We start from the raw sequence: 18,625 nt of genomic DNA, 5'->3' as shown, positions 1-18,625 counted from the left end.
GGTGCCCGAACCGCACGACGCACTGGATGCCCTGCTCGATCTGCTCGACCTGGAGCGGATCGAGCGGGACATCTTCCGCGGGGAGTCCCGCTCCGCGCTCGTCCCCCGCGTCTTCGGCGGCCAGGTGGCCGCCCAGGCGCTGGTGGCGGCGGGCCGCACCGTGCCCGAGGACCGGCTCGCACACTCCCTGCACGCGTACTTCCTGCGCCCCGGGGACCCGGGCGCGCCGATCGTCTACACGGTCGACCGCATCCGCGACGGCCGCTCCTTCACCACCCGCCGGGTCGTCGCCGTCCAGCACGGCCAGCCGATCTTCCACCTCTCCGCCTCCTTCCAGGCGTACGAGGAGGGGCTCGACCACCAGGCGGACATGCCGGCCGCGCCGGACCCGGAGTCGCTGCCGACGGCCGCCGAGATGCTTCCCCGGCACCTGCCGGCGGAGGTCGCGGAACGGCTGGTCGAGGCGCGGGCGGCGGTGGACCTGCGGTACGCCGACACCCCGCCCTGGGGCTCCGTCGGGGAACCGCGCGAGCCGCGCTCGCAGGTGTGGTTCCGTACGAACGGCAAGCTGGCCGACGACCACCTGCTGCACGTCTGCCTGGCGACGTACGTCTCCGACATGACGCTGCTCGACTCCGTCCTGCTCGCGCACGGGCGGGGCGGCTGGGCCGTCGGGGACGTGGTCGGGGCCTCCCTCGACCACGCCATGTGGTTCCACCGGCCCTTCCGGGCCGACGAATGGCTGCTCTACGACCAGGAGTCGCCCTCCGCCTCCGGCGGACGCGGACTCGGCCAGGCCCGGATCTGGACGCAGGACGGGAAGCTGGCCATCTCCGTCATCCAGGAGGGTGTCGTTCGCGTTCCGCGCTGATGATCGGACATACCGTCCGGTCATGGCGGATAACGGCGAAAGCACGGGGACCGGCGAGCGCGCGGGAAACGGCGAGCACGCGGGCACCGGCGAGAGCCCGGGGAACGGCGAGAGCACCGTCACGGTGATCGTGGCGGCGGCGGCGAACCTCGGGATCGCCGTCGCCAAGGCCGTCGCCGGCATCATCAGCGGATCGAGCGCGATGCTGTCGGAGGCGGCCCACTCGGTCGCCGACACCGTCACCGAGGGCATGCTGCTCACCGCGCTCAAGCGGAGCGACAAACCGGCCGACGAGGAGCATCCCGTCGGATACGCGGGCGAACGGTACGTGTGGGCGATGCTGGCGGCCGTCGCGACCTTCGTCGGCGGCGCGGTCTTCTCCATCTACGACGGCATCCACACCCTCGTCCACGGCGAGGAGCTCGGCGACCCGCTCGTCTCCTACATCGTCCTCGGCGTCGCCTTCCTCCTGGAGGGCTACTCCCTGCGGACCGGGATCAAGCAGGTCCAGGCCGAGGCGGAGCGGATGAAGACCCCGCTCGGCCGCTACCTCCGGTACACCGCGGACACCACCGTCAAGGCGGTGGTCATGGAGGACTCCGCCGCCCTCGCCGGACTGATGCTGGCGGCGGGCGGCCTCCTCGGCGGCCAGATCACCGGCTCCGGCGTCTGGGACGGCGTCGCCTCGATCCTCATCGGCTTCCTGCTCGTGTACGTGGCCTGGGTCCTCGGCCGCTCCAACGCCGAACTCCTCATCGGCCGCCCGCTCCCCCGGTCCCTGCGGGACGCGGTCCGCGAGGAACTGCTCACCGTCCCGCACATCGTGGACGTCGTCGAGCTGACGACCCTCATCCAGGGGCCCTCCGAGGTTCTGATCGCCGCGAAGATCGACTTCCGGGACGTGGCCTCGGCGGAACAGATCGAATGGACCTGCGAGGACGCCGAGGCCCAGCTCCGCGAGCGCTTCCCGTCGATCCGCCGGGTGTACCTGGACCCGACGCCGGGCCTGGGCCAGCTCCGGGCCAGGCCCTCGGATCCCTCAGAGCAGGCCTGAGGCGTCCAGCGTGTACGCCGTCATCGGCTCGTAGAAGCGGGGGTCGACGACGTGGTCGTCGAGCGGGATCGTGACCTGCATCGTGCCCTCGGCCTCCCCGATGAAGAGGGCGGGGTCGTTGCAGTCCGCGTAACCGACGGAGTCGATGCCACGCTGGCCCGCACGCCCGGCCCAGCCGTGGTCCGCGATGACCAGGTCGGGGCGGCCCTCCTCGCCGAGCGCGTCGAGGATCGCGTTCATCGGCTCCGGGGAGTGGGTGTGCCAGAGGGTGGCACCGCGCTCGAAGACGGCGACGTCGGCGAACTGCACGACGTACCCCTCGTCGGCGATCAGCCCGCCGGGGATGCGGACGATGTCGCAGCCCTGGGCGCGCAGCGCGGCGGCGACCCGGCTGTGGACGTCGATGAGCGCGCCCGGGTGACCGGTCGCGAAGAGGACCCGCTCCTTGCCGGCGGCGGCCTTGCGGAGGCGGGCGGCCATCCGGTCGAGGCCGTCGACGGTCAGCTCGGGGTCGATGGTGTCCTGGCCGGTCCGGTGGGCCGGGTCGTCGACGACCCCGCACCGCTCGGCCATCACGGCGAGCACGTCCTGCTCGTCGGCCCAGCGGTCGCCCAGCTCCAGACCGAGCCAGTAGTGCCGGTCGCCGTTGGCGAGCTTTCTGTAGTGGGACAGGTTGTTGTCGCGCGGCGTGGCCACGTCTCCGGCGATCCGGGTGCGGACGAGGTGCTCGACAAGGGCGGGGCGGCTGAGTATCGGCATGGGGTTCATTCTGTCCGAGTGCGCTCTGTGACGAGCAGCCCGTCCCGGACTACGGACCCCGGACCCCGTCGCGCCCTACTCGGCCCCCAGCGCTCCGAACGCCCCGTGCGCCAGCCGGCGCAGCAGCGCCTCCATCGGTTCGCGCCCGAGTGCGGCCAGGTGCGGGGTCGAGTTCAGGAGCCCGAAGACGGCGTGGACGGTGGTCCGCACCTCGGCCTCGCCGACGGCCGGGTACAGCTCCCGCACCACCGGCACCCACAGCTCCACGTACTGGCGCTGGAGCTGCCGCACCCGCTTGCGGTCCTCGTCCTTGAGCCGGTCGAGCTCCCGGTCGTGGAGCGTGATCAGCGGCCGGTCGTCGAGGGCGAAGTCGATGTGCCCGTCGACGAGGGAGGCGAGGACGGCCTCCGGGTCGCCGGTGGTCTCGCCGACCCGGATGCGCCCGCCGGTGAGGAGCCGCTCGCTGATCCCGACGAGCAGCTCGGCGAGCATCGCGTCCTTGCCGGGGAAGTGGCGGTAGAGCCCGGGGCCGCTGATGCCGACGGCCGCTCCTATCTCGTCCACGCCCACGCCGTGGAAGCCGCGCTCGGCGAACAGGCGGGCGGCCTCTTTGAGGATCTGCTCGCGTCGCGTCGGTGCGGTGGTCCTGGCGGTCGTGGTCATGCGATCGATTCTAGACAACCCGGTTAGCGGTCGTTAACCTGAGCGGCATACGTTAACGCTCATTAACCGAGCAAGGGAGCTCGAGGGATGCAGCAGGCACCTGTGCTGACGAGCGCGGCGGATCCCGCGTCCGCGGCCTGGCAGGCCAACGAGGCAGCGCACCACGAGCTGGCCGCGACCCTGCGCGCCAAGCTCGCCGCCGCCGCGCTGGGGGGCGGTGAGAAGTCCCGCGCCCGGCACACGGCGCGCGGGAAGCTGCTGCCGCGGGACCGCGTGGACACGCTCCTCGACCCGGGCTCTCCGTTCCTGGAGCTGGCCCCGCTCGCGGCGAACGGGATGTACGGCGACCAGGCCCCGGCCGCCGGCGTCATCGCCGGCATCGGCCGGGTCTCGGGCCGCGAGTGCGTGATCGTCGCGAACGACGCCACGGTCAAGGGCGGCACGTACTACCCGATGACCGTGAAGAAGCACCTGCGCGCCCAGGAGGTGGCGCTGGAGAACCGTCTCCCCTGCCTCTACCTGGTCGACTCGGGCGGCGCGTTCCTGCCCATGCAGGACGAGGTCTTCCCCGACCGGGAGCACTTCGGGCGGATCTTCTACAACCAGGCCCGGATGTCGGGCGCCGGCATCCCGCAGATCGCGGCGGTCCTCGGCTCGTGCACGGCGGGCGGCGCGTACGTCCCGGCGATGAGCGACGAGGCCGTGATCGTACGGAACCAGGGCACGATCTTCCTGGGCGGTCCGCCGCTGGTGAAGGCGGCGACCGGCGAGGTCGTCACGGCGGAGGAGCTCGGCGGCGGCGAGGTCCACTCGCGGATCTCCGGCGTCACCGACCACCTCGCGGAGGACGACGCGCACGCCCTGCGGATCGTCCGGAACATCGTCGCGACGCTCCCCGAGCGCGGCCCGCTCCCCTGGTCGGTCGAGCGGCCCGAGGAGCCGAAGGTCGACCCCGCCGGGCTGTACGGCGCGGTGCCGGTGGACTCCCGCACCCCGTACGACGTGCGCGAGGTGATCGCCCGGGTCGTGGACGGCTCCCGCTTCCAGGAGTTCAAGTCCGAGTACGGGCAGACGCTGATCACCGGCTTCGCCCGCATCCACGGCCACCCGGTCGGGATCGTCGCCAACAACGGCATCCTGTTCGCCGAGTCCGCCCAGAAGGGCGCGCACTTCATCGAGCTGTGCGACCAGCGCGGGATCCCGCTCGTCTTCCTCCAGAACATCACCGGCTTCATGGTCGGCAAGGCGTACGAGCACGGCGGCATCGCCAAGCACGGCGCCAAGATGGTCACGGCCGTGGCCACCACCCGGGTCCCGAAGCTGACGGTCGTCGTCGGCGGTTCGTACGGCGCGGGCAACTACTCGATGTGCGGCCGGGCGTACTCGCCGCGCTTCCTGTGGATGTGGCCCAACGCCAAGATCTCCGTCATGGGCGGCGAGCAGGCCGCGTCCGTCCTCGCGACGGTCAAGCGGGACCAGCTCGGCGACGAGTGGAGCGCGGAGGACGAGGAGGCCTTCAAGGCTCCGATCCGCGAGCAGTACGAGACCCAGGGCAGCGCCTACTACGCGAGCGCCCGGCTCTGGGACGACGGGGTCATCGACCCGCTGGAGACCCGGCAGGTCCTCGGCCTCGCCCTGACCGCCTGTGCCAACGCGCCGCTGGGTGACCCCCAGTTCGGCGTCTTCCGGATGTGAAGGGCTCCCAAGAGATGCGCAGCATGTTCGACACCGTGCTGGTGGCCAACCGAGGAGAGATCGCCGTCCGCGTCATCCGCACCCTGCGGGAGATGGGCGTGCGGTCGGTGGCCGTCTACAGCGACGCGGACGCCGACGCCCGGCACGTACGGGAGGCGGACACGGCGGTACGGATCGGTCCGCCGCCGGCCGCCGAGTCGTACCTGTCCGTCCCGGCCCTCCTCGACGCCGCCGCCCGCACCGGGGCGCAGGCCGTGCACCCGGGGTACGGCTTCCTCGCGGAGAACGCCGGCTTCGCGCGGGCGTGCGCCGACGCGGGTCTGGTCTTCATCGGCCCGACCGCCGAGGCGATCGCCCTGATGGGCGACAAGATCCGGGCGAAGGAGACCGTGAAGGCGGCGGGCGTGCCCGTCGTCCCCGGCGCGGCCGACCCCGAACTGGTCGAGGCGGCCCGCGAGCTGGGCGCACCCGTCCTCCTCAAGCCGTCCGCCGGCGGCGGCGGCAAGGGCATGCGGCTCGTCCGGGACCTGGCGGTCCTGGAGGAGGAGATCGCGGCGGCCCGCCGGGAGGCGCGGGCCTCGTTCGGTGACGACACGCTGCTCGTGGAGCGGTGGATCGACCGGCCGCGGCACATCGAGATCCAGGTCCTCGCGGACACCCACGGGAACGTGATCCACCTGGGCGAGCGCGAGTGCTCGCTCCAGCGCCGCCACCAGAAGATCATCGAAGAGGCGCCGTCCGTGCTCCTCACCCCGGAGGTCCGGGCGTCGATGGGCGCGGCGGCCGTCGAGGCGGCGCGCTCCTGCGGCTATGTGGGCGCGGGCACGGTCGAGTTCATCGTCCCGGGCGTCGACCCGTCGGCGTACTACTTCATGGAGATGAACACCCGCCTCCAGGTCGAGCACCCGGTGACGGAGCTGATCACCGGCGTCGACCTGGTGGAGTGGCAGCTGCGGGTCGCCGCGGGCGAGCCGCTCCCGTTCGCGCAGTCGGACATCACGCTGACCGGCTGGGCGATCGAGGCCCGCATCTGCGCGGAGGACCCCTCGCGGGGCTTCCTCCCCTCGGGTGGCACGGTGCTCGCCCTGAACGAACCGCAGGGGCAGGGCGTCCGTACGGACTCGGGCCTGTCGCAGGGCACGGAGGTCTCGTCCCTGTACGACCCGATGCTGTCGAAGGTCATCGTCCACGCCCCGGACCGCCCCACGGCCCTGCGCCGGCTGCGCGCTGCCCTCGCCGACACGGTCACCCTCGGCGTCCCCACGAACGCGGGCTTCCTGCGGAGGCTGCTGGCCCACCCGGACGTCGTCTCCGGTGCCCTGGACACGGGCTTGGTGGAACGGGAAGCGGAAAGCCTGGTCCCGTCGGGCGTCCCGGAAGAGGTGTACGCGGCGGCGGCGGCCGTACGGCTGGCGGAGCTGACCCCGGCGCCCCGGGACGGCTGGGCGGACCCCTTCTCGGTCCCGAGCGGCTGGCGGCTCGGCGGGCGTCCGGCCCCGCTGCCCTTCCCCGTACGCGTCCCGGGACTCGAACCCGTGACGGTCGAGGCGCCGGGCGGCGCCCGGGTCACGGACACCGCCGTGACGGTCACGCTCGACGGGCTCACCCATCACTTCCACCGCAGCGGCAACTGGCTCGGCCGGGACGGCGATTCCTGGCACGTGCTCGACCACGACCCCGTCGAGGCCGCGCTCAGCGGGGCCCGGCACGGTGGGGCGGACACGCTCGCCGCGCCGATGCCCGGCACCGTCACCGTCGTCAAGGTGGCCGTCGGGGACGAGGTCGAGGCCGGGCAGAGCCTGCTCGTCGTCGAGGCGATGAAGATGGAGCACGTCATCTCCGCCCCGCACGCCGGCACCGTCACCGAGCTCGACGTCACGCCCGGTTCCACCGTCGCCATGGACCAGATCCTGGCCGTCGTCGCCCCCCGGGAGGAATCATGACCACGGGCCTGGGTCTGCCCATGACCGTGCGCGACCCCGCTCTGCCCGCCCGGGTGCGGATCCACGAGGTCGGGGCCCGCGACGGGCTGCAGAACGAGAAGTCGGCCGTCCCGACCGCCGTGAAGGCCGAGTTCATCCGGCGGCTCGCCGCCGCCGGCCTGGACACGGTCGAGGCGACCAGCTTCGTGCACCCGAAGTGGGTGCCCCAACTGGCGGACGCCGAGGAGCTGTTCCCGCTCGTCCGCGACCTGCCCGTCCGCCTCCCGGTCCTCGTGCCGAACGAGCGCGGTCTCGACCGGGCCCTCGCGCTCGGGGCGCGGGAGATCGCGGTCTTCGCCTCCGCGACGGAGTCCTTCGCGAAGGCCAACCTCAACCGGACCGTCGACGAGGCGCTCGCGCTCTTCGCGCCGACGGTCACCCGCGCCATAGAGGCGGGGCTCAAGGTCCGCGGCTATCTGTCGATGTGCTTCGGCGACCCCTGGGAGGGCGCCGTCCCGATCGAGCAGGTCGTCCGCGTCACGAAGGCCCTCGCCGAGATGGGCTGCGACGAGCTGAGCCTGGGCGACACCATCGGTGTCGCCACCCCGGGCCACGTCCAGGCGCTCCTGGCCGCGCTCGACGAGGCCGGGGTCCCCGCCTCCCGTATCGCCGTGCACTTCCACGACACCTACGGACAGGCCCTGTCCAACACCCTCACCGCGCTGCGGCACGGGGTGACCACGGTCGACGCCTCCGCCGGCGGCCTCGGCGGCTGCCCGTACGCGAAGAGCGCGACCGGCAATCTCGCCACCGAGGACCTCGTGTGGATGCTCGACGGTCTCGGCATCGAGACCGGGGTCGATCTGGCCGCCCTCACCGCCACGAGCGGGTGGATGGCCGAACAGCTGGGCCGGCCCAGCCCTTCCCGTACCGTCCGCGCCCTCTCCCACAAGGAGTGACGAAACCCATGTCCCTCGACCACCGGCTCACCGAAGAGCACGAGGAACTCCGCCGTACCGTCGAGGCCTTCGCGCACGACGTCGTCGCCCCGAAGATCGGCGACTACTACGAGCGGCACGAGTTCCCGTACGAGATCGTCGCCGAGATGGGCCGCATGGGCCTGTTCGGGCTGCCGTTCCCCGAGGAGTACGGCGGCATGGGCGGTGACTACCTCGCGCTCGGCATCGCCCTGGAGGAGCTCGCCCGGGTCGACTCCTCCGTCGCCATCACGCTGGAGGCGGGCGTCTCCCTCGGCGCCATGCCGGTCTTCCGTTTCGGCACGGAGGAGCAGAAGCGGGAGTGGCTGCCGAAGCTGACCAGCGGCGAGATGCTGGGCGCCTTCGGTCTGACGGAGCCGGGCGCGGGCAGCGACGCCGGCGGCACCCGCACCACCGCCGTCCGGGACGGCGACCACTGGGTCATCAACGGCTCGAAGTGCTTCATCACCAACTCCGGTACGGACATCACGGGTCTGGTGACGGTCACGGCGGTCACCGGCCGCAAGCCCGACGGCCGCCCGCTGATCTCCTCGATCATCGTCCCGTCCGGCACGCCGGGCTTCACGGTCGCCGCCCCGTACTCGAAGGTCGGCTGGAACGCCTCGGACACCCGGGAGCTCTCCTTCTCCGACGTCCGCGTCCCCGTGGAGAACCTGCTCGGCGAAGAGGGCCGCGGTTACGCGCAGTTCCTGCGGATCCTGGACGAGGGCCGGGTCGCGATCGCAGCGCTCGCCACCGGGCTCGCGCAGGGCTGTGTGGACGAGTCGGTGAAGTACGCGCACGAGCGCCACGCCTTCGGCCGGCCGATCGCCGACAACCAGGCGATCCAGTTCAAGATCGCCGACATGGAGACGAAGGCTCACATGTCCCGGATCGGCTGGCGGGACGCGGCCTCACGGCTCGTCCTCGGCGAGCCGTTCAAGAAGGAGGCGGCGATCGCGAAGCTGTACTCCTCCACGGTGGCGGTGGACAACGCCCGTGAGGCGACCCAGATCCACGGCGGCTACGGCTTCATGAACGAGTACCCGGTGGCCCGCATGTGGCGCGACTCGAAGATCCTGGAGATCGGCGAGGGCACGAGCGAGGTCCAGCGCATGCTGATCGCGCGGGAGTTGGGCCTTCCGGCCTGATCCACCGACGCACCGAAGGAGCCCGTCACCCCCACCCGGGGCGGCGGGCTCCTTCGCGTGATCCACGCCTCACGCCCCCACCCCTACTGATCGACGTTTGGTTAGGCTAACCTACCTTCGACTTACCTTGGCCCAGCATTTCGGCCCCACTTCGGCCGACCCCTGCTCGTACCGAAAGCGACTCCGCCATGCCCAGCACCGCCCGCGCCACCCGTCTCACCCGTCGCGGCCTGCTGGCCGCGGGCGGTGCCCTCGGGCTCGGCGCCGCGCTCGCCGCCTGCGGCAGCGACACGAAGAAGGACGGCGGCGCGACGGCCCCCTCCGCCTCGGCCAAGTCCGGTTCCTGGGAGTTCAAGGACGACCGTGGCCTGACCGTGAAGGCGAAGACCACCCCGAAGCGGATCGTCGCCTTCACCGGCACCGCCGCCGCCCTGCACGACTTCGGCGTCGAGGTCGTCGGCGTCTTCGGCCCGACCTACGTCGAGGACCCGAAGACCAAGGCGAGGAAGCCGGACGTCCAGGCGGGCGACCTCGACATCGACAAGGTCGCGGTCATCGGCAACGTCTGGGGCGAGTTCAAGATCGAGGAGTACCTCAAGCTGAACCCCGAGGTCCTCGTCACGGACATGTGGGAGAAGAACGACCTCTGGTACGTCCCGGCGGAGCAGAAGGACAAGATCCTCAAGATCGCCCCGAGCGTCGCCCTGTGGGCCTCGGACCTGTCGATGCCGGCCGTCCTCCAGCGCCATGCCGACCTGGCCGCCTCGCTCGGCGCCGACGTGCAGACCGCGCAGATCAAGGCCGACAAGGCCCGCTTCGAGGCCGCCGCCGAGCGCGTCCGCAAGGCCGCCAAGAGCAAGAAGGACATCAAGGTCCTGATCGGCTCCGGCTCCCCCGACCTCTTCTACGTCTCCACCCCGGCCCGCCCGACCGACACGCTCTTCTTCAAGGAGCTCGGCGTCAACCTGGTCGTCCCGACCAAGCTGGACCAGGGCGGCTGGTTCGAGGGCCTCAGCTGGGAGAACGTCGACAAGTACCAGGCCGACGTCATCATGCTCGACAACCGCACCGGCACCCTCCAGCCCGAGCAGCTGAAGGCCAAGCCGACCTGGGGCGCGCTGCCCGCCGTCAAGGCCGGCCAGGTGATCCCGCGCGTGACCGAGCCCGTCTACTCCTACGCCAAGTGCGCCCCGCTCCTGGAGGACCTGGCGAAGGCCCTGGAGAACGCGAAGAAGGTGTCCTGACCCGTGACGACCGCCGAGACCGCCCCCTTCCAGTTCTTCTCCCTCCAGGTCGACCGGACCCGGCGGCTCGGCCCGTCGCTGGTCCGCGTCACCTTCACCGGCGAGGACCTGAAGAGGTTCGCCGCCGGGGGCCGCGACCAGTCGCTCTCCCTCTTCCTGCCGCACCCCGGCCAGGAGGCGCCCGTCCTGCCGCCGCTGGACGACCCGGACATGTACGCGATCCTGGGCGCGTGGCGGGCGATGCCCGACGGCGAGCGGGCCGTGATGCGCTCGTACACGGTCCGCGAGCAGCGCACGGACCCGAACGAGATGGACATCGACTTCGCGATCCACGAGGACGGCGGACCGGCCTGCCGCTGGGCCGCGCAGGCCACGCCGGGCGACCGCGTGGTCGTCCTCGGCCCGGCGGTCGCCGCGAACACGGGCGTCCGCTTCCAGCTGCCCGAGGACGCCGACTCCGTACTGATCTGGGCGGACGAGACGGCCCTGCCGGCCGCCTCGGCGATCCTGGAGTGGCTCCCGGCCGAGACCCGCGCGCAGGTGTTCCTCGAAGTGCCGTACTCCGGCGACCGCATGGACCTCGCGACCGAGGCGGACGCCACGGTCACCTGGCTCGTACAGGAGGAGGGGGCGCCGTCCGCCGTGGACGCGGTGCGCGGGGTCGAACTCCCCGGTGAGGCCCCGTACGTGTGGATCGCGGGCGAGTCCGGCGCGGTGAAGGCGCTGCGCCGCCACTTCGTGCGCGAGCGCGAACTCGACCGCCGCCGGGTGACGTTCGTCGGCTACTGGCGCAAGGGCCTGTCCGAGGACGCGCTGCGCGAGGTGCCGGACGAGACGCAGGAAGACGCGTAACCCCTCCCTCCCCCGCCCTCCCGTAACCCCTCCCCCCCCGCTCCCCCCGTTTCCCCAAATGACCCCCAACCCTTCCCGGTTGGGGGTCATTTGGCTTTCAAAATTAGGTTAGGCTAACCTTACTTTTGCACGGCTTCCCTCAGCGTTCCTCCCGAAAGGGCCCCCACATGCGCTCCCACCTGCTCAACGACGCCACGGCGGAGAGCTACCGGCGCTCCGTCACCGAAGGAGTCGAGCGGGTGGCGGACAAACTCGCCGCGACGCGCCGCCCGTTCACCGGTGTCACGCCCGCCGAACTGGCCCCCGTCATCGACGCCGTGGACCTCGACCGGCCGCTCGGTGACTCCTCCGCCGCCCTCGACGAGCTGGAGAGCGTCTACCTCCGCGACGCCGTCTACTTCCACCACCCCCGCTACCTGGGCCACCTCAACTGCCCGGTCGTCATCCCCGCCGTCCTCGGCGAGGCCGTCCTCTCGGCCGTCAACTCCTCGCTCGACACCTGGGACCAGAGCGCCGGCGGCACCCTCATCGAGCGGAAGCTGATCGACTGGACGACCGGCCGGATCGGCCTCGGCCCCGCCGCCGACGGCGTGTTCACCAGCGGCGGTACGCAGTCCAACCTCCAGGCCCTGCTCCTCGCCCGCGAGGAGGCCAAGACGACGGACCTCTCCAGGCTCCGCGTCTTCTCCTCCGAGTGCAGCCACTTCAGCGTCCAGAAGTCGGCCACCCTCCTCGGCCTCGGCGCCGACGCCGTCATCTCCATCCCGGTCGACCGGACCAAGCGCATGCAGTCCGTCGTCCTCGCCGCCGAGCTGGAGGCCTGCCGCGCCGAGGGCCTCGTCCCGATGGCGATCGTCGCCACCGCCGGCACCACCGACTTCGGCTCCATCGACCCGCTGCCCGAGATCGCCGCCCTCGCCGACGAGTACGGCGCCTGGATGCACGTCGACGCGGCCTACGGCTGCGGACTGCTCGCCTCCCGCACCCGCCGCCACCTCCTGGACGGCATCGAGCGGGCCGACTCGGTCACCGTCGACTACCACAAGTCCTTCTTCCAGCCGGTGAGTTCCTCCGCCCTCCTGGTCCGCGACGGCGCCACCCTGCGCCACGCGACGTACCACGCGGACTACCTCAACCCGCGCCGCACGATCGCCGAGCAGATACCGAACCAGGTCGACAAGTCGCTCCAGACGACCCGCCGCTTCGACGCGCTCAAGCTCTGGATGACGCTGCGTGTGATGGGCGCCGACGGCGTCGGCGAACTCTTCGACGAGGTCTGCGACCTGGCCCGGGAGGGCTTCGCGCTGCTCGCCGCCGACCCGCGCTACGACGTCGTGGTCGAGCCGCAGCTCTCCACCCTCGTCTACCGCTACGTCCCCGAGGCCGTGACCTCGCCCGACGAGATCGACCGGGCGAACCTCTACGCCCGCAAGGCCCTCTTCGCCTCCGGCGAGGCCGTCGTCGCCGGCACCAAGGTCGACGGCCGCCAGTACCTGAAGTTCACCCTGCTCAACCCCGAGACGACCGCGGCCGACATCGCCGCCGTCCTCGACCTGATCGCCGGCCACGCCGAGCAGTACCTGGGAGAGACCCTTGTCCACGCCTGAGACGCCCGAGACGTACGACTTCATCGGCATCGGGCTCGGCCCGTTCAACCTCGGACTCGCCTGCCTGGCCGAGCCCATCGACCACCTGAACGGTCTCTTCCTGGAGTCCAAGCCGGACTTCGAGTGGCACTCGGGCATGTTCCTCGAAGGCGCCCACCTCCAGACGCCGTTCATGTCGGACCTGGTCACCATGGCCGACCCGACGTCCCCGTACTCCTTCCTCAACTACCTGAAGGAGAAGGGCCGGCTGTACTCGTTCTACATCCGCGAGAACTTCTACCCGCTGCGGACCGAGTACAACGACTACTGCCGCTGGGCCGCCGGAAAGCTGACCTCGGTCCGCTGGTCGACGACCGTCGCCGAGGTGACCTTCGACGCCGCCGACGACGTCTACGTCGTCGCCACCGAGACCGGGGAGACCTTCCGCGCCCGCCGGATCGTCCTCGGCACCGGCACCCCGCCGTACGTCCCCGAGACCTGCCAGGACCTCGGCGGCGACCTCATCCACAACTCGCGCTACCTCCCGAACAAGGAGGAGCTCCAGAAGAAGAAGTCGATCACCCTGGTCGGCAGCGGCCAGAGCGCGGCGGAGATCTACTACGACCTCCTCTCGGAGATCGACGTCCACGGCTACAAGCTGAACTGGGTGACCCGCTCCCCCCGCTTCTTCCCGCTGGAGTACACGAAGCTCACCCTGGAGATGACCTCCCCGGAGTACGTGGACTACTTCCACGCGCTCCCCGAGCAGACCCGGTACCGCCTGGAGACCCAGCAGAAGGGCCTCTTCAAGGGCATCGACGGCGAGCTCATCGACGCCGTCTTCGACCTGCTCTACCAGAAGAACCTGAACGGCCCCGTCCCCACCCGCCTCCTGACCAACTCCGCGCTGCACGCCGCCGCGTACGACGACACCAGCGGCACGTACACGCTCGGCTTCCGCCAGGAGGAGCAGGAGAAGGACTTCACCCTGGAGACCGAGGGCCTGATCCTCGCCACCGGGTACAAGTACACCGTCCCCGCCTTCCTCGAACCGGTCCGCGACCGCATCAACTGGGACGCCCAGGGCCGCTTCGACGTGGCCCGCAACTACGCGATCGACACGACCGGCCGCGGGATCTTCCTGCAGAACTCGGCCGTGCACACCCACTCGATCACCTCGCCCGACCTGGGCATGGGGGCGTATCGCAACGCGTACATCATCGGGGAGATGCTGGGCTCCCAGTACTACCCCGTAGAGAAGACCATCGCTTTCCAGGAGTTCGCGATATGACCGTCCGCTTCCGCCCGCTCGATCCCCTCAAGGACGCGGAGCTGATCCACGCCTGGGTCACCCACCCCAAGGCCGCCTTCTGGATGATGCAGGACGCGAGCCTGGAGGACGTCGAGCGCGAGTACGCGGCGTTCGCCGCCCACCCGCACCACCAGGCCTTCATCGGCCTGGTCGACGAGGTGCCCGCCGTCCTCATGGAGCGCTACGACCCCGCCCACCTGGAGCTGGTCGGCCTCTATGACCCGCTGCCCGGCGACGTCGGCATGCACTTCCTCGTGGCCCCGACCGACACCCCCGTCCACGGCTTCACCCGCAAGGTGATCACCGCCGTGATGGCGGAGCTGTTCGCCGACCCGGCGACGGCCCGCGTGGTCGTCGAGCCCGACGTCTCCAACAAGGCCGTCCACGCCCTCAACGAGATCGTCGGCTTCGTGCCGGAGCGCGAGATCCAGAAGCCGGAGAAGAAGGCACTGCTGAGCTTCTGCACCCGGGAACAGTTCGAGGCGGCCGTGGCGGTGTCGATATGAGCACGATCAACCACTCCCCCGACCCGGTGGCCCACCTCACCCCCGACCGCTGGGCGACCGCCAACCGCGCGCTGATCCGCAAGGGCCTCGCCGAGTTCGCCCACGAGCGGCTCCTCAACCCGCAGGAGCTGGGCGAGAGCCGCTACAAGGTCCTCGGCGACGACGGCACGACCGAGTACCGCTTCACGGCGGACCGGTTCGCGCTCGACCACTGGCAGGTCTACCCCGACTCGATCAGCCGCCACCGGGGCGACGAGCAGCTCCCCCTGGACGCGCTCCAGTTCATCACCGAACTGCGCGGCGCCCTCGGCCTCAGCGACGAGATCCTGCCGGTCTACCTGGAGGAGATCTCCTCCACCCTCGCCGGCACGGCGTACAAGTCGGCCAAACCTCAGATCACCTCCGCCGAACTGGCCCACGCCGGCTTCCAGGCGATCGAGACCGGGATGACCGAGGGCCACCCCTGCTTCGTCGCCAACAACGGCCGGCTCGGCTTCGGCGTCGACGAGTTCCGCGCGTACGCCCCCGAGGCCGCGAGCGACATCCACCTGATCTGGCTGGCGGCGCGGCGCGACCGCACGACCTTCACGGCCGGCGCGGACATCGCGTACGAGACGTTCATCCGCGCCGAGCTCGGCGACGCGACGGTGGACGCCTTCGCCGCGACCCTCGCCGCCCGCGGCCTGAACCCGGCCGACTACCTCCTCATGCCCTGCCACCCCTGGCAGTGGTGGAACAAGCTGTCCGTCACCTTCGCGGCCGAGGTGGCGCAGCAGCGCCTCGTCTACCTGGGCGAGGGCGACGACACGTACCTGGCGCAGCAGTCCATCCGTACGTTCTTCAACACGTCGGACCCGACGAAGCACTACGTGAAGACGGCCCTCTCGGTCCTCAACATGGGCTTCATGCGGGGCCTGTCGGCCGCGTACATGGAGGCGACCCCGGCGATCAACGACTGGCTGCACACGCTGATCGAGTCGGACGCGACCTTCCGGGCGGCCGACTTCTCGATCATCCGCGAGCGGGCGGCCGTCGGCTACCGGCACATGGAGTACGAGGCCGCGACCGACCGCTACTCCCCGTACCGCAAGATGCTGGCCGCGCTGTGGCGCGAGTCCCCGGTCCCGACGCTGGCCGAAGGCGAGCGCCTGGCGACGATGGCCTCGCTCCTCCACGTGGACCACGCGGGCGCGTCGTTCGCGGGCGCCCTGATCAAGGAGTCGGGCGTCGCGCCGACGGCCTGGCTCCGCCGCTACCTGGACGCCTACCTCCTCCCGATCCTCCACAGCTTCTACGCCTACGACCTGGCGTTCATGCCGCACGGCGAGAACGTGATCCTGGTCCTGGACGAGCAGGGCGGGGTGTCCCGCGCGATCTTCAAGGACATCGCCGAGGAGATCGTCGTGATGGACCCGACGGCGGTCCTCCCGCCGGCGGTGGAGCGCGTCCGCGCCGAGATCCCCGAGGACATGAAGCTCCTCTCGGTCTTCACGGACGTCTTCGACTGCTTCTTCCGCTTCCTGGCGGCGACGCTGGCGACGGAGGGCGTCCTGGACGAGGAGAGCTTCTGGCGGACGGTCGCGGAGTGCACCCACGCCTACCAGGCGTCGAAGCCGGAACTGGCGGACCGCTTCGCGCAGTACGACATGTTCGAGGAGACCTTCGCCCTGTCGGCCCTCAACCGCCTCCAGCTCCGCAACAACAAGCAGATGGTCGACCTCTCGGACCCGTCGGCGGCCCTCCAGCTCGTCGGCGACCTGGTCAACCCGATAGCCCGCTTCGCCTGACCCACCCCTGAACCGACGCGAGCCCCACCGGAGTACGGTCCTCCGGCGGGGCTAGCGTCTGTGAGCGGTACCGCTACTCGCCCGGCCAGGGCACCTGCGGCGAGCGGTAGTAGTCGATGCCCAGTGCGTCGAAGCGGAAGGACTGTTCCGCGAGGCGGACCTTGTACGTGTCCCAGTCGTGGGTCTCCGCCGGGGACCAGCCCAGTTCCGCGAGGCCCGGGAGGCGGGGGAAGGCCATCACGTCGAGGTCGTCCGTCGTCGCCAGGGTCTCCGTCCAGAGCGGGGCCTCGACGCCGCGGACGGCGCTCTCCGGGGCGCCCGGCAGGTAGGTCGCCGGGTCCCAGTCGTAGGAGCGCTGAACCTCGACCGTGCCGGCCCAGGCGAGGCCGAGTGGGGTGTCCTTCGTGTACTTCATGTCGAGGTAGGAGCGGTCGGCGGGCGAGAGGATCAGTCCGGCGCCGTTCCGCGCGGCCGCCGCGACCCGCTCCTTCTCGGCTGCGGGGGTGCGGTCGAGGCCCCAGTACTGGACGAGGGCGCCGTCGACGGGCTTCGTTCCGGTCAGCTGGTGCCAGCCGACGACCGTCTTGCCGTACTTGGCGACGACGGGCTGCACCTTGTCCATGAAGGTCACGTAGTCGGCGTGGCTGGTGGAGTGGGCCTCGTCGCCGCCGATGTGGAGGTAGCGGCCGGGGGTGAGGGCGGCGATCTCGCGGATCACGTCGTCGACGAAGTCGTACGTGACGTCCTTGGGCACGCAGAGGGAGCTGAGGCCGACCTTGACGCCGGTGTAGAGGGGCGGGGCGACGCCGTCGCAGTTCAGCTCGGCGTAGGAGGAGAGGGCCGCGAAGGTGTGGCCCGGCATGTCGATCTCGGGGATGACCTCCTGGTACCGGGAGGCCGCGTACCGCACGATCTCCTGGTACTCCTCCTTCGTGTAGAAGCCGCCGGGGCCGCCGCCGACCTCGGTGGAGCCGCCGTGGGTGGTGAGGCGGGGCCAGGAGTCGACGGCGATGCGCCAGCCCTGGTCGTCGGAGAGGTGCAGGTGCAGGGTGTTGATCTTGTAGAGGGCGAGCTGGTCGATGAACCGCTTCACCTCGTCGACGGTGAAGAAGTGACGGGCGACGTCGAGCATGGCGCCGCGGTAGGCGTAGCGCGGGGTGTCGGTGATCGTGCCGCCCGCGATCTTCCAGGGGCCGGTCTGGACGGAGTCGCGCTCGACGGCGGCGGGCAGCTGCTGGCGGAGGGTCTGGACGCCGCGGAAGAGGCCGGCGGGCTCGCGGGCCGTGAGGGTGACGCCGTCGGGGCCGGAGTGCAGGCGGTAGCCCTCCTCGCCGAGCTCGGTGTCGTCGGGGTCGAGACGGAGGCGGATGCCGTCGTGGGCGGAAGCCTCGTCCACGATGTGGAGCGGGAAGCCGGTGGCGGGGCGGAGCAGCCCGGCGAGGTAGCGGCCGACGGCCCGGGAGTCGCGGGAGCTCTCGTCGACGCCGATGCGGGTGGCGGGGGTGAGGGTGTACGGCTCGCCCTCGGGGGCGACGGAGGCGGGTACGGGCACGATGCGGCCGAGCGGGCGGACCTCGGGGTCGGCGGCGGCGGCCTTGCCGTCGGCGCTTCCGGTGTCGGCGGTGGCCTCGCCGCAGCCCACCCCGGCGGTGGCGACCAGGAGGAGTGATCCGATGAGGCGAGGGATCCTTCGGCGCTGACTCACGGGCATGGTCCCCTTCGGGTGATCGACACGTCTTCGGGTGATCGGCACGGCTCCGACGCCTGCTCTTCCGACGTCCTGTTGTTCTTCAGTTCTCTATATCCCGTCGGCAACCATGCGTACCGCCACCCCCACTCCGGGTCAAGGTCTGGACCAATCTCCTCGTTTCCGCTCCCGAACAGGACACGCCTGCCCGATTTCGGGCAGGATTCTTGCATAGGGGTCGCGGTACCCCTCAGTATTCACGGGTGCTCGAACGCCGCCCGTCGCATGACGACCTCGTCGACCATCTGGTCCGCAGCACCGCGCTCCAGCGCGGTGAGGCCGCCCGGGTGGTGCTCGACGTGCTGGCGTACTTCGACGAGACGACCGAGGAGTTCGTCCGCCGCCGCCACCGCGAACTGCAGTCCGGCGGGGCCGTGAACGCCGAGATCTTCGAACGGATCGCGGCGGAGCTGCCGCACCGGGCCGTGGCGCCACCGGAGCTCTCGCTCCGGCAACTGCGCCGCATCGTCTACGGCTGAACCGCCTACGGCCGAGCAGC

Annotated in this window: 16 protein-coding genes; 13 read left to right on the top strand and 3 right to left on the bottom strand. The window is 70.9% G+C overall.

All coding sequences use genetic code 11. The features are described 5' to 3' along the window. Position 1 precedes the first annotated feature (1 nt). Complete coding sequence (tesB, locus tag ACFC0G_RS21770) at positions 2–871, top strand: acyl-CoA thioesterase II (protein WP_376405624.1); 870 nt, start codon at positions 2–4, stop codon at positions 869–871. Positions 872–893: 22 nt separating this feature from the next. Continuing rightward, positions 894–1,925 carry a cation diffusion facilitator family transporter gene (locus ACFC0G_RS21765; protein WP_376405622.1) on the top strand — a complete coding sequence of 344 codons (1,032 nt, stop codon included), beginning with the start codon at positions 894–896 and terminating at the stop codon, positions 1,923–1,925. On the opposite strand, the gene ACFC0G_RS21760 is transcribed toward ACFC0G_RS21765, so the two are convergent. Both ACFC0G_RS21760 and ACFC0G_RS21755 read right to left on the bottom strand, forming a co-directional pair. Next, positions 1,911–2,684, bottom strand: a complete 774-nt coding sequence (locus ACFC0G_RS21760; protein ID WP_376405620.1) for a phosphatase — start codon at positions 2,682–2,684, stop codon at positions 1,911–1,913. The genes ACFC0G_RS21765 and ACFC0G_RS21760 overlap by 15 nt on opposite strands. 75 nt (positions 2,685–2,759) lie before the next feature. Beyond that, positions 2,760–3,347 (bottom strand): TetR/AcrR family transcriptional regulator, encoded by a 588-nt coding sequence (locus tag ACFC0G_RS21755; RefSeq protein WP_376405618.1) that lies wholly within the window; start codon positions 3,345–3,347, stop codon positions 2,760–2,762. Positions 3,348–3,434: 87 nt separating this feature from the next. Between ACFC0G_RS21755 and ACFC0G_RS21750 the strand changes: the two genes are divergently transcribed. The 10 genes from ACFC0G_RS21750 to ACFC0G_RS21705 all read left to right on the top strand — a co-directional run bounded on the left by ACFC0G_RS21750 (position 3,435) and on the right by ACFC0G_RS21705 (position 16,379). Next, entirely contained in the window at positions 3,435–5,042 is a 1,608-nt protein-coding gene (locus ACFC0G_RS21750) for a carboxyl transferase domain-containing protein (protein ID WP_376405616.1), read from the top strand. Positions 5,043–5,056: 14 nt separating this feature from the next. Beyond that, complete coding sequence (locus tag ACFC0G_RS21745) at positions 5,057–6,985, top strand: biotin carboxylase N-terminal domain-containing protein (protein ID WP_376405614.1); 1,929 nt, start codon at positions 5,057–5,059, stop codon at positions 6,983–6,985. Then, a complete protein-coding gene (locus ACFC0G_RS21740) occupies positions 6,982–7,923 on the top strand; it encodes a hydroxymethylglutaryl-CoA lyase (protein WP_376405612.1) in 942 nt (313 codons plus the stop codon). The genes ACFC0G_RS21745 and ACFC0G_RS21740 overlap by 4 nt, the downstream gene beginning before the upstream one ends. A gap of 8 nt (positions 7,924–7,931) precedes the next feature. Continuing rightward, positions 7,932–9,092, top strand: coding sequence for an acyl-CoA dehydrogenase family protein (locus tag ACFC0G_RS21735; protein WP_376405610.1), 1,161 nt, complete (start codon positions 7,932–7,934; stop codon positions 9,090–9,092). A gap of 188 nt (positions 9,093–9,280) precedes the next feature. After that, positions 9,281–10,336, top strand: a complete 1,056-nt coding sequence (locus ACFC0G_RS21730) for an ABC transporter substrate-binding protein (RefSeq protein WP_376405608.1) — start codon at positions 9,281–9,283, stop codon at positions 10,334–10,336. Between the two features lie 3 nt (positions 10,337–10,339). Beyond that, the gene (locus tag ACFC0G_RS21725) at positions 10,340–11,188 is read left to right on the top strand and encodes a siderophore-interacting protein (protein WP_376405605.1); all 849 of its coding nucleotides are present in this window, start codon (positions 10,340–10,342) and stop codon (positions 11,186–11,188) included. Between the two features lie 167 nt (positions 11,189–11,355). Further along, positions 11,356–12,795 carry a pyridoxal phosphate-dependent decarboxylase family protein gene (locus tag ACFC0G_RS21720; RefSeq protein WP_376405603.1) on the top strand — a complete coding sequence of 480 codons (1,440 nt, stop codon included), beginning with the start codon at positions 11,356–11,358 and terminating at the stop codon, positions 12,793–12,795. Beyond that, positions 12,782–14,065 (top strand): lysine N(6)-hydroxylase/L-ornithine N(5)-oxygenase family protein, encoded by a 1,284-nt coding sequence (locus tag ACFC0G_RS21715; RefSeq protein ID WP_376405601.1) that lies wholly within the window; start codon positions 12,782–12,784, stop codon positions 14,063–14,065. The genes ACFC0G_RS21720 and ACFC0G_RS21715 overlap by 14 nt, the downstream gene beginning before the upstream one ends. Continuing rightward, positions 14,062–14,592 (top strand): GNAT family N-acetyltransferase, encoded by a 531-nt coding sequence (locus tag ACFC0G_RS21710; protein ID WP_376405598.1) that lies wholly within the window; start codon positions 14,062–14,064, stop codon positions 14,590–14,592. The genes ACFC0G_RS21715 and ACFC0G_RS21710 overlap by 4 nt, the downstream gene beginning before the upstream one ends. Then, positions 14,589–16,379: an IucA/IucC family protein gene (locus ACFC0G_RS21705; RefSeq protein WP_376405596.1), complete on the top strand. Its 1,791-nt coding sequence runs from the start codon at positions 14,589–14,591 to the stop codon at positions 16,377–16,379. The genes ACFC0G_RS21710 and ACFC0G_RS21705 overlap by 4 nt, the downstream gene beginning before the upstream one ends. A gap of 73 nt (positions 16,380–16,452) precedes the next feature. On the opposite strand, the gene ACFC0G_RS21700 is transcribed toward ACFC0G_RS21705, so the two are convergent. After that, on the bottom strand, positions 16,453–18,090 hold the full coding sequence (locus ACFC0G_RS21700) for a beta-N-acetylhexosaminidase (RefSeq protein ID WP_376405594.1): 1,638 nt from the start codon (positions 18,088–18,090) through the stop codon (positions 16,453–16,455). A gap of 239 nt (positions 18,091–18,329) precedes the next feature. Between ACFC0G_RS21700 and ACFC0G_RS21695 the strand changes: the two genes are divergently transcribed. After that, positions 18,330–18,605, top strand: coding sequence for a hypothetical protein (locus ACFC0G_RS21695; RefSeq protein WP_024758123.1), 276 nt, complete (start codon positions 18,330–18,332; stop codon positions 18,603–18,605). Positions 18,606–18,625 lie beyond the last annotated feature (20 nt).

The sequence above is a fragment of the Streptomyces sp. NPDC056169 genome (genome assembly GCF_042268445.1).
Taxonomy (GTDB): Bacteria; Actinomycetota; Actinomycetes; order Streptomycetales; family Streptomycetaceae; genus Streptomyces.
The sequence above is the reverse complement of the archived record's forward strand: the minus strand, read 5'-3'. Positions and strand labels throughout refer to the sequence as shown.